Origin of the sequence: Cohnella sp. GbtcB17 (genome assembly GCF_019091135.1) — a bacterium.
Classification (GTDB): Bacteria; Bacillota; Bacilli; order Paenibacillales; family Paenibacillaceae; genus Cohnella.
In genome coordinates this window covers 75,958-86,468 of record NZ_JAGXJW010000035.1, presented here as the reverse complement: position 1 = coordinate 86,468, position 10,511 = coordinate 75,958, and the positions used below count along the sequence as shown (strand labels likewise).

Sequence of the window (10,511 nt, the reverse complement as noted above, 5' to 3'; positions counted from 1 at the left end):
AATTCTCATTTTCGACGAGCCGACGGCCGTATTGACCGTGCAGGGAATTCACGAGCTGAGGCAAATCTTGAAGCGGCTTGCAAGCGATGGCAAATCCATCATTTTGATCACGCACGACCTCGGCGTCGTTGCCGAGCTCGCTCAGCGCGTTATCGTCATGTATGCAGGGCAGGTGGCCGAGCAGGGCAGCCTGCACGATATCTTTTATAATCCTCGTCATCCTTATACCTGGGGACTGCTCCAATCGGTGCCTCGCCTCGACAGCGACAAAAAAAGCGAGCTGTCGTCCATTCCGGGCACGCCGCCGGACTTGTACGCACCGCCTAAAGGCTGCGCGTTCGCGGCGCGCTGCCCGTACGCGATGAAGGTGTGCATGGACAACGATCCGCCGCAGTTCGAGATCGACGGACCGACCCATACGGCCAAGTGCTGGCTGAACCATCCGGACGCCCCCAAGGTAGACAGGCCGATCGAGACAGGGGGTGCCGCACATGTCTAATGCGCCTATTCTGGAACTGACGGATCTGCGCAAGCATTTTAATCTGTCCGGCGGCCGCGTGCTGAAGGCGGTCGACGGCCTGAACTTCAACGTTCGCCGCGGCGAGACGTTCGGCCTCGTCGGCGAGTCCGGCTGCGGCAAGTCGACCGCCGGCCGCACGATCATGCAGCTGTACGAGCCGACGTCCGGCAGCATCAAGTTCGACGGCCGCGACGTGAGCAAGCTCACGAAGTCGGAGCGGATCAAGTTCACCAAGGAAATGCAAATGGTGTTTCAGGATCCGTACGCATCGCTTAATCCGCGGATGACCGTCGGCAGGATCATCGGCGAGGGCCTCGAGATTCACGGACTCGCTTCCGGCCGCAAGCGCGCGGAACGCGTCGCCGAGCTGCTGGACGCCGTCGGCTTGAACGAAGAGCACGCGAACCGGTTCCCGCACGAATTTTCCGGCGGCCAGCGGCAACGGATCGGCATCGCGCGTGCGCTCGCCATCGAGCCGAAGTTCATCGTGGCCGACGAGCCGATCTCCGCGCTGGACGTATCGGTGCAGGCGCAGGTCGTCAACCTGTTCAAGAAGCTGCAGCGCGAGCGCGACCTGACGTACCTGTTCATCGCGCACGACCTGGCGATGGTCAAGCACATCTCGGACCGCATCGGCGTCATGTACCTGGGCAAGCTGGTCGAGGTCGCCGATTCGGACGAGCTCAACGAGAACCCGCTGCACCCGTACACGCAGTCGCTGCTGTCCGCGATCCCGCTGCCCGATCCAGAGCAGCAGAAGTCGCGCGAGCGCATCATCCTGAAGGGCGAGATCCCGAGCCCGCTCAATCCGCCGAGCGGCTGCCCGTTCCGCACGCGCTGCCCGCACGCGATGGACATCTGCGCCAAGACGATGCCCGAGTTCAAAGAGGTCAAGCCGGAGCACTACGTCGCCTGCCACCTCTATTAATTGTAATCGCACGACCCGCGCCGGAGGATACGCCTCCGGCGTGTTTTGTGTTGAGCGTCACATTTCATTCACCGCCGTGCCCGCCGACGCCCATCCAAATAAGTGTCAAAAGGCATCTAATTCCTCCGTACGCGATAAAATCCGCCGAATAACAGTCAAAAGGCAGTTAATTTTGTAAAAGTGACTCCGTGCTCGCATATTCCGCCGAAATAACTGCCTTTTAACAACTATCAAAGCTTGTCCCCCTGGAGCCGCCGAAATAACTGCCTTTTAACCACTAATCAGCTACTCTCGACGGCATCCGCTCCATAGGCCGGCGAATGCTGCGTCATAACAACCTCCAGGCCGCATCCGTCGCTTCGTATCGTACAACCCGGCTTTCTGTCGGCCCGCGTACTTCCGTGAACAACCCCGCTGCACATAACGCGTTCAGCGCCCGCAGCGCTGTCCGGTGACCGATGCGTAAATGCTGCACGATATCGACGGGGCGCAGGGGACTTGGGCGTGTGGCGGCCATTCGGATAATTTCGCGTTCAAGCAGCTTGTCCGTGCCGAGCGGACTAGCTTGCGTTTGAAACCGGGCGAGCAACAGGCGCAGCAGCGTCACGCACAGCTCCGGCCTCGCAGCCACATCGTCGTAAGCGAAGCTGACGACCTGATAGCCCATGGCGGTCAGGAAGGTCTCGCGATTGAGCTCGTTGCAGTACTTTTGCCGGTCCATGTCGCGCACGTGTGGGCCGAAGCCCTTGATCTCGATGACCAGCTTAACGGCCGGTCCGATCCATACAAAATCGCAAAAGTACGACAAGCCCCGCCAATCTCTCACCTCGTACTCCGGATGCAGTCCGTCAAAGTGACCGTGCAGCTTCCACCATACGTTTTTGCAAAACAGCTTCTCCGCCTCGCGATGTCCCCGCTCCAGCCTGCCTCTGCGCTCGCCCGATCTCGCAGACAAATGCTGCGCGATAAAGGCTTCATGCGCTTGCTCGAATCCCATCAATCGAACCTCCTTGCCCAAATAAAAACGCCCCGTCGGCATTCCCTTAAGGGAATGCAGGCGGGACGTTCTTCGTCTCGATAGTTACATTATAGAGGGGGAGGCGCACTCAGGCAACCCGAGATTGAATACGCTCGTTTACTTCTGTCGTTCTGCTGCTCCTACTTCAACCCCGACCAGGCCGGCTCCTGAATCTCCAGCCAGCGGTTGCGGATGTCGAGGATCTCGCGGTCGGGGAGCTTGCCCTTGGCCGCATAGCCGATATTCTGGCGGAAATGCGTCAAGTTGGTCGTGCCCACGATGGCGGTATCCACGTACGGCACGGAGAGCACAAAACGAAGCGCCTTCTCCGCGATGGCGTCGGAGTCGTTTTTCAGGAACGGGTAGTTCAGCTTCTCCAACCGCTCCACGTAAGGGTCGGGCGCATTCTCAAGCCCTTGGCGCACCCAGACCGCGTTGGCGATCGGCCGCTTCGCGATGATGCCCATGTCGTGCTTGGCCGCTTCGCTCACGGTGAGCTGCAGCGCCTCCTGATCGGCGATGTTGATCGACGTCTCGAGCGCGTCGAACACGCCGGTATTTACCGCATATAGCGCATCCGTGCTGTCGCCGCTGTAGCCGATATAACGCGTCAACCCTTCGCGCTTCAAATCGCGCAGCGCCTCGATCAGGTCTCCCTGGCGAAGCACGGCCTCCGAGCAGCTGTGGATCATCATGAGATCGACATAATCGGTCCGCAGATCCCGCAGCGTACGCTCGATGCTGGGCCGCACGTTGCGAACGTCCCAATCCGGATAAGGAAGACCGACGCTCTCGCCCTCGCCGAGCTTGCTGAAAATATAGTACTCGCTGCGGCGGCTCGAGACGAACTGACCGATCAGACTCTCGCTGCGCTTGTAGCTCGATGCCGAGTCCAGCACGTTAACGCCTTCGTCCAGCAGCGCGTTGAGCAGATCGCCAACCTCGCGGTCGGTCGCCTTCGAGCTGTCCATGCCGATCTCGGCGCTGCCGAAGCCGAGTACGGACACCTTCATATCGGTTTTACCGAATTTACGCGTCTCCAAATCCGATTCCCTCCTAATGATTCGATTCGCTTAAGCCTGCTACCCATTTGTACCCTTGGAGGCTGCGTCTCACGCATAATTCACTGATCAAAATGCCCGCACCAAAACGCCCGCACCGAACGCTCACCTCTGGGCTGGTCCCCGCATATGTTGGTTGCAGAAGCCTCGGCCCGACGCCTTCACCGCCCGCGCTTTCACCCGCCCAGGTTCACCGAGTGCGCCGAAGATAGCCGAAGACGGCCGGTTTCGCTTTTTAAAACGCCGATGTTAAAATAGAAGGAGCTAGTCCGCATTCGGAAGGAGATCTGAAGATGGCGAACACCTACGTGTATACCCGCAGAGAAGAAGTGGCTAATGCCATTACGCACGGATTGGGCGCAGTGCTCAGCGTATCGGCGCTGACGATTCTGATCGTCTATGCGAGCCTGTACGGGACCGCCTGGCATGTGACGAGCTTCGCAATCTACGGTACGACTATGCTTCTATTGTATACGGCTTCGACGCTCGTTCACGCGCTCCAGGAGGGCAAGCTGAAGGATCTGTTCGAGACGTTCGACCATTCGTGCATCTACTTGTTTATCGCCGGCACCTATACGCCGATTCTGTTGACCGTGCTCCGCAGCCCGCTGGGCTGGACGCTGTTCGGCCTCGTCTGGGGGCTTGCGATCGGCGGGGTCATTTTCAAAGCGTTTTTTACGAAAAAATTCCTCTACTTGTCCACGCTGGTCTACATTCTGATGGGCTGGATGATCGTGTTTGCCTGGGGGCCGCTGACTGCGGCGTTATCGACGGGCGGCATGCAACTGCTGATCGGCGGCGGGCTGCTGTATACGGTCGGTGCGATCTTTTACGTCTGGCGCGGCTTTCCGTACCATCACGCGATTTGGCATCTGTTCGTGCTCGGCGGCTCAATCGCGCACTTTTTCGCCATTCTGTTGTTCGTGCTGCGGATCTACTGATATTTCCCCGGAAATGGATCGCCGGAGCGCTTGGGCCAATAATGCCCGAGCGCTATTTTTGCTTCGAACGGTTTGGAATGCGTTTTCCGCGTTTAATTAGGGGTATGCGGTTTAACCATGCTCGGCGGGGGGAGCGATCAGGATGAAGCATCATATCAATAGCTATACTTTTAAAAATTGGATGGGTCCCATGGCGTACGTGGAGTGGGATGCCGACGCTTCGGCGCTGACGACAAGCGTCGAGGCTCACCCCGAGCGGATCGGACTGGCCGAGCTGATCGCCCGGCTCGGCGCTGAAGGATATGGCGGCATCGAGCTCGCCTATCCGCATCTTAAGGATCGTTCGGCAGAAAAGCTGGCCGAATTGAGGCGGATCTCGGCGCTCGCGGGGGTGGAGCTGAACGCTCTGCTGCTCGACTTCGGCGATCCGGGCACGAACGATGCAGCCAGGCGCGACGCCGAAATGGCGCTTTATCGCGAATGGATCGACGCCGCCGCCGAAGCCGGCTTTCGCCGAGTCCGCGTCGGGGCCGGGGACGGAGAAGACGATGCGTCGTTCGACCGCGCAGCCGAGACGCTTGCGCTGCTGGCAGCTTATGCGGGGCATGCCGGCGTGCGCATCGTCACGGAAAACCTGGGCGCTTCGCTAAGCACGGCCGACCGGGTGCTGCGTATGCTCGAGAAGACGAGCGGCAGCGTCGGGCTCACGGCCGACTTCGGCAACTTCAAGGAGGACAAGTATCGCCAGCTCGAGGCGATTCTTCCGCATGCCGAGACCGTTCACGCCAAGGCGAGAGAGGACGGAGGCGGCCGGCTGGACTCTATGGACTTCAGGCGATGCGTCGAGCTCGCCAGGCAGGCCGGCTACGAGGGACCGCTCTCGCTTACCTATCTGGCCGACGGAGACCCGTGGTCCGCGCTCGCCGAGATGCGCGAGCTGACGGCGCTTAAGCCGGCATCGGCTCCCAGACTGCTGTAGCACTGACGGGGTCGTTATCGACGTCAAATCTCATACTTGCAAGACCGCATCCAGCCCGCGCGCTTCTTTTCAAGAGGTCGCATTCATGCGCGTCTTGAACGACCGCGGGCCGAGGCTCGCGGTTTTTTGCTACCATACGACGCACGCATGTTGTCGCACATCTTACAACCAAGGAGGAGATTGGCATGCAAACAGGACCGACCGCCGTACAGACGCCCGCATTCGTCGCATCGTACGATTATCGCGCCCAAGAGGGGACGGAGCGTTACTTCGATTATGCGAGAACCGTCGCGAGAATCGCCGGGTTGCTCTCGGACCGCTTCGGCTGCGAATTCAAGCTCTACGACCAAGCGGATCAAGGAGACGTTTGGGACGGCTTGGCCGAAGACATTGAGTCGGATTACCCGGGACTCGTTCACGTTGCATCCGTCTTCGACCTTGTCGAATCCCGCCAAATCTCGTTTCAACCGAAGCTTGGGGAGTCGATCTACCGGATGCGGCCGTCGGTCCGCAACAATATATTTGCCTATCCGGAATATCGCGTCGCGCTCGTTCGGGTGCCGATGCTCGTCCATCTGGGGCTGCTCTCGACCGAGGACCTGATCTTCGCGCCGGACGACGAACAGCTCAGCGCCTGTCTTCAGGCGATGCAGCTGCGGCGCACGGAGGAGCGCAAGATGCACGTATACACCGACACGCGCGAAGGGCTCCAGCATTGCCGCGAGCCGATCGCCCAGGCGATTCCCCGGGAAGACGTGATGATGGACGAGACGCTCAAGCAGCAGATCTTCCGCTCCGTTGACGAATTTTTCGGCGGCGATCGGACGTTTTTCGAGCAATATCAGATCCCCTACAAGCGGGGCATCCTGCTCTACGGCAAGCCGGGCAACGGCAAGACGACGCTGGTCAAATCAATCGCGGGCAGCGTCGAGTCGCCTGTATTTTACTGGCAGATTACCGAATATACGAACAGCGAATCGATTCGCGAGGTGTTCGCCGCCGCCGTCAAGCAGGCGCCTTCCGTGCTGGTCATCGAGGACATCGATTCGATGCCCGACTCGTGCCGCTCGTTTTTCCTGAATATTCTGGACGGCGCGACGGCCAAGGAGGGCGTGTTCCTGATCGGGACGACCAATTATCCGCAAAAAATCGATCCCGCGCTCATCAATCGCGCCGGCCGGTTCGACCGCGCCTACGAGGTCAAGCTGCCGGACGAGGCGCTGCGTCTGGCATACCTGCGCCGCAAGGGGCTGCCCGAATTGGCCGGGGAAGAGCAGGCCGCCCATGCGGCGGAACGTACCCAAGGCTTCTCGCTCGCGCAGCTCAACGAGCTGTACGTGTCCGCGGCCTTGCAGAAGCGTTACGACGATCATATCGACCTGGAACAGCTTGTGCTCGGTCTTCGCAACGATCTGGACAAAGGTCGCAAGCGAGATTGGCTGAACGGCACGGACTGGGGCGGCGCATCCAATCGCATTGGATTCCAATGAAAATACTTGGATATTTATGGCGCTTGCAGGAATTTGGCGATAAGAATCGAATTGATAGATTGTCGAATCTTACCAAATTCCGAGGAGCGTGACCTTACTCATGTCCGAGCAACAATATCAACCCGAAACGCTGGCGGTTCATGCCGGCCAACAGATCGATCCGACGACGCTGTCGCGGGCGGTGCCGATCTATCAAACCTCGTCCTACGGCTTCCGCGACGCGGAGCATGCGGCGAACCTGTTCGCGCTGAAGGGGTTCGGCAACATCTACACGCGGCTCATGAACCCGACCTCGGACGTGTTCGAAAACCGCATCGCAGCGCTCGAAGGCGGCGCCGCCGCGCTCGCGACGGCGTCCGGCCAGGCGGCCATCACCTATTCGATCCTGAACATCGCCGGCGTCGGCGACGAAGTCGTATCGTCTTCCACGCTGTACGGCGGCACTTATAATCTGTTCTCCACGACATTGCCCAAGCTGGGCGTCAACGTCAAGTTCGTCGATGCGTCCGATCCCGAGAACTTCCGCGCGGCGATCACGGACAAGACGAAGGCGCTGTATGCCGAGACGATCGGCAATCCGAAGGGCGACGTGCTCGACATCGAAGCGGTCGCGAAGATCGCGCACGACAACGGCATTCCGCTGATCGTGGACAACACGTTCCCGAGCCCGTACCTGCTGCGTCCCATCGAGTGGGGTGCCGATATCGTCGTGCACTCGGCAACGAAGTTCATCGGCGGTCACGGCACCTCGATCGGAGGCGTCATCGTCGACGGCGGCAAGTTCGACTGGGCGGCCAGCGGCAAGTTCCCGGGTCTTACGACGCCGGACCCGAGCTATCACGGCGTCGTCTACAGCGAAGCGGTCGGTCCGATCGCCTACATCATCAAAGCGCGCGTGCAACTGATGCGCGACATGGGCGCCGCGATCTCGCCGTTCAACTCGTTCCTGCTGCTGCAAGGTCTCGAGACGCTGCACCTGCGCATGGAGCGCCACAGCTCGAATGCGCTTGAGGTGGCCCGTTATTTGGAGAACCACCCGCATGTAGAGTGGGTCAGCTACACCGGCCTGCCGAGCCACGAATCGTACGAACTCGCCAAGAAGTACCTGCCCAAGGGCCAAGGCGCGATACTGACGTTCGGCATTAAGGGCGGTGTGGAAGCGGGCAAAAAGCTGATCTCCAGCGTGAAGCTGCTGTCTCACCTGGCGAACGTCGGCGACTCCAAGTCGCTGATCATCCACCCGGCCAGCACGACGCACCAGCAGCTGTCCGAAGAGCAGCAGTACGCGAGCGGCGTCAGCCCGAACCTCATCCGCCTGTCGATCGGCACCGAGTCGATCGTCGACATTTTGGCGGACCTCGGCCAGGCGATCGAAGCGAGCCAGCAATAACGGTAACGATTGGATAACAGACGATCTCTGCGGCCGCCCGGCTTCCGCGGAGGTCGTTTTCCGTTGTGCGGGGGAATATAGATGAGGTAGGCCGTGCGATCGGCGAACGGAAGGCGGTCCTCATATGGAGAGCAAGCTTCGGTTCCGCAAAGACGGAACGTTTAAAATCGTGCAATTCACCGATTTGCACTGGCAGAACGGCGAGTCGGAGGATCTTCGGACGCGTCGGCTGATGGAGCGGGTGTTAAGCGAAGAAAAGCCGGACCTGGTCGTCTTCACCGGCGACATCGTCTTCAGCCTAGGCTGCCGGGATCCGTACGCGTCCGTTGCGCAAGCCGTGGCGGTGGTGGCCGAGAGCGGGACGCCGTGGGCGGCCGTCTTCGGCAATCACGACAGCGAAGGCGACGTCTCGCGCGACCGGCTGATGGAGACGCTGGTACGGCAGCGGGGATGCCTGGCGAGCGCCGGGACCGAAGCGGTGCACGGCGTCGGCAATTACGCGCTTGCGATCGGCGGCGCGAACGGCGCGACGCGCCACGCGCTCTATTTTTTGGACTCCGGCAGCTATTCCGAGCTGGAGCGGATTCCCGGCTACGATTGGATCCGGGAGAGTCAGATCGACTGGTTCAGGGAAAAAGCCTCCGCGTTAGCGCCCAAGGGCGCTCCGCCGCTTCCCTCGCTCGTCTTTTTTCACATTCCGCTGCCCGAGTACAAGGAGGTCTGGCGAACGCGCCGGTGCGACGGACGCCGATACGAGCCTATTTCGTGCCCCAAGCTCAATTCGGGCCTGTTTGCGGCGCTGGTCGAAGCGGGCGGCGTGCTCGGCACGTTTTGCGGACACGATCATATTAACGACTTCGAGGGAAAGCTGCATGGCATCCGGCTCACTTACGGGAGATCCACGGGGTATCATACGTACGGCAGGCTGGGGTTCAAGCGGGGAGCGAGAGTGATCGAGCTGCAGGAGGAAGGCGCGCGTTACGAGACCTGGATCAGGCTGGCCGGCGGGCGGAAGCTGGCAGCGCCGAGAATCCACAGGCCTCTCGGGAAGCGGCGGTAAACGGCGGTAAAAAAGGGATCAGCGCCCTCGCTTGTGCCCGGCTTGCGGCAGAAGGAGCGGCGCTGATCGGCCTTCTTATTCGGTTGGACTTGGGTATACGGCTTGCGGACCCACTCGCTCCGCAGCGCCTCGGGATTCAGCTTGCCTTCGCGCACGGCTTTGCGCCTCGCTTTTTTTGAGCCTGACATTCCCATTCGGGAACACCTCCATTGATGAAGATTAAGCACGATTGTATCGCATAATATCGCGCCGGGCAATAGGCATTGTCTCGGTGTGTCGTCTCGGTGCCTCGCATCCATGCGTACGATTCGCCCTTTATACCGTTTGCGGACTATAATAGAGTAAACGATAAAGCGAGGAGCGCTGCATAACGATGCCCCATATTTACTTTAGAGGCCTGACCGTCGAACAGGTTCAGGCGATCGGCGAATCGCTGGAGACGGAGCTGTCGGCGATCATCGGCTGCGAGACCGGCGACCTTATGCTGGAGGTCGTCCATACGACCTGTATAGCCGGCGGCCGGGTCGCGCCGTCTTATCCCTTCGTCGAGGTCGCTTGGTTCGAGCGCGGACGGGAGGTCCGCGACGCGGTCGCCCGCTGCCTGGACAAGCATATTCGCGGCAGCGGCGTGCCGGAGGCGGAGGTCGCCTTCCGCAGCTACCGGCCGGCCGACTATTACGCGAACGGCGAGCCGTTCGGCGCCGATCCCGCGGAGGCCGAGCTCGACGCGCTGCGCGCGGACAACGCGAAGCTGAAGGACGACCTGGCCCGCGTCCGCAAAGCCTCGGCCGCGGCGGCCGCAGGATCGATGTCGACCCGGCTTCGGGACGCGCTAAGAGAGTAGTCACCGGGAGGATGCATACATGCTCGTTTTTTATTATTTGCTGGCGGTCAACCTGGTCGCCTTCATCATCATGGGGTACGACAAGACGAAGGCGATGCACAAGGAACGGCGCGTCCCGGAGAAGCGGCTGTTCCTGATCGCAGCGATCGGCGGCGCGCTCGGGATGCTGCTCGGCATGCGCTTTTTCCGCCACAAAACAAAGCACCGCTCCTTCACGGCGGGCATTCCTGCCCTGCTCGTGCTGAACGCGGTGCTGGTGATGGTGTGGTTCGGCCGTTGA

11 protein-coding genes are annotated in these 10,511 nt (G+C 60.5%); 9 read left to right on the top strand and 2 right to left on the bottom strand.

Annotated features, from left to right (window positions below):
- Together KVT38_RS19680 and KVT38_RS19675 are read left to right on the top strand one after the other, a co-directional pair.
- On the top strand, nucleotides 1-499 hold a 499-nt coding region (locus tag KVT38_RS19680), incomplete at its 5' end, for an oligopeptide/dipeptide ABC transporter ATP-binding protein (RefSeq protein ID WP_368859128.1).
- Nucleotides 492-1,448 carry an ABC transporter ATP-binding protein gene (locus tag KVT38_RS19675; protein WP_217595446.1) on the top strand — a complete coding sequence of 319 codons (957 nt, stop codon included), beginning with the start codon at nucleotides 492-494 and terminating at the stop codon, nucleotides 1,446-1,448. The genes KVT38_RS19680 and KVT38_RS19675, both read left to right, overlap by 8 nt.
- Nucleotides 1,449-1,776: 328 nt before the next feature.
- On the opposite strand, the gene KVT38_RS19670 is transcribed toward KVT38_RS19675, so the two are convergent.
- A complete protein-coding gene (locus KVT38_RS19670; protein WP_217595445.1) occupies nucleotides 1,777-2,445 on the bottom strand; it encodes a DUF559 domain-containing protein in 669 nt (222 codons plus the stop codon).
- Between the two features lie 161 nt (nucleotides 2,446-2,606).
- Nucleotides 2,607-3,509 (bottom strand): aldo/keto reductase, encoded by a 903-nt coding sequence (locus KVT38_RS19665; RefSeq protein WP_217595444.1) that lies wholly within the window; start codon nucleotides 3,507-3,509, stop codon nucleotides 2,607-2,609.
- A 311-nt stretch (nucleotides 3,510-3,820) separates the two neighbouring features.
- On the opposite strand from KVT38_RS19665, the gene trhA reads away from it, so the two are divergent.
- The 7 genes from trhA (at nucleotide 3,821) to KVT38_RS19630 (ending at nucleotide 10,511) form a co-directional block, all read left to right on the top strand.
- Nucleotides 3,821-4,468: a PAQR family membrane homeostasis protein TrhA gene (gene trhA, locus KVT38_RS19660; protein WP_217595443.1), complete on the top strand. Its 648-nt coding sequence runs from the start codon at nucleotides 3,821-3,823 to the stop codon at nucleotides 4,466-4,468.
- A gap of 142 nt (nucleotides 4,469-4,610) precedes the next feature.
- Nucleotides 4,611-5,447 (top strand): sugar phosphate isomerase/epimerase family protein, encoded by an 837-nt coding sequence (locus tag KVT38_RS19655; protein WP_217595442.1) that lies wholly within the window; start codon nucleotides 4,611-4,613, stop codon nucleotides 5,445-5,447.
- Between the two features lie 185 nt (nucleotides 5,448-5,632).
- Entirely contained in the window at nucleotides 5,633-6,937 is a 1,305-nt protein-coding gene (locus tag KVT38_RS19650) for an AAA family ATPase (RefSeq protein ID WP_217595441.1), read from the top strand.
- A gap of 100 nt (nucleotides 6,938-7,037) precedes the next feature.
- Complete coding sequence (locus KVT38_RS19645; RefSeq protein ID WP_217595440.1) at nucleotides 7,038-8,327, top strand: homocysteine synthase; 1,290 nt, start codon at nucleotides 7,038-7,040, stop codon at nucleotides 8,325-8,327.
- A 124-nt stretch (nucleotides 8,328-8,451) separates the two neighbouring features.
- Entirely contained in the window at nucleotides 8,452-9,387 is a 936-nt protein-coding gene (locus KVT38_RS19640; protein ID WP_217595439.1) for a metallophosphoesterase family protein, read from the top strand.
- A 373-nt stretch (nucleotides 9,388-9,760) separates the two neighbouring features.
- The gene (locus tag KVT38_RS19635; RefSeq protein WP_217595438.1) at nucleotides 9,761-10,231 is read left to right on the top strand and encodes a DUF1904 family protein; all 471 of its coding nucleotides are present in this window, start codon (nucleotides 9,761-9,763) and stop codon (nucleotides 10,229-10,231) included.
- Between the two features lie 19 nt (nucleotides 10,232-10,250).
- Nucleotides 10,251-10,511 (top strand): DUF1294 domain-containing protein, encoded by a 261-nt coding sequence (locus KVT38_RS19630; protein WP_217595437.1) that lies wholly within the window; start codon nucleotides 10,251-10,253, stop codon nucleotides 10,509-10,511.

Excerpts from the sequence above, each read along its gene's own strand:
- KVT38_RS19655 (WP_217595442.1), top strand. The coding sequence starts at position 4,611 with ATGAAGCATCATATCAATAGCTATACTTTTAAAAATTGGATGGGTCCC.
- KVT38_RS19670 (WP_217595445.1), bottom strand. The coding sequence starts at position 2,445 with ATGGGATTCGAGCAAGCGCATGAAGCCTTTATCGCGCAGCATTTGTCT.
- KVT38_RS19630 (WP_217595437.1), top strand. The coding sequence starts at position 10,251 with ATGCTCGTTTTTTATTATTTGCTGGCGGTCAACCTGGTCGCCTTCATC.
- trhA (WP_217595443.1), top strand. The coding sequence starts at position 3,821 with ATGGCGAACACCTACGTGTATACCCGCAGAGAAGAAGTGGCTAATGCC.
- KVT38_RS19645 (WP_217595440.1), top strand. The coding sequence starts at position 7,038 with ATGTCCGAGCAACAATATCAACCCGAAACGCTGGCGGTTCATGCCGGC.
- KVT38_RS19675 (WP_217595446.1), top strand. The coding sequence starts at position 492 with ATGTCTAATGCGCCTATTCTGGAACTGACGGATCTGCGCAAGCATTTT.
- KVT38_RS19640 (WP_217595439.1), top strand. The coding sequence starts at position 8,452 with ATGGAGAGCAAGCTTCGGTTCCGCAAAGACGGAACGTTTAAAATCGTG.
- KVT38_RS19650 (WP_217595441.1), top strand. The coding sequence starts at position 5,633 with ATGCAAACAGGACCGACCGCCGTACAGACGCCCGCATTCGTCGCATCG.
- KVT38_RS19635 (WP_217595438.1), top strand. The coding sequence starts at position 9,761 with ATGCCCCATATTTACTTTAGAGGCCTGACCGTCGAACAGGTTCAGGCG.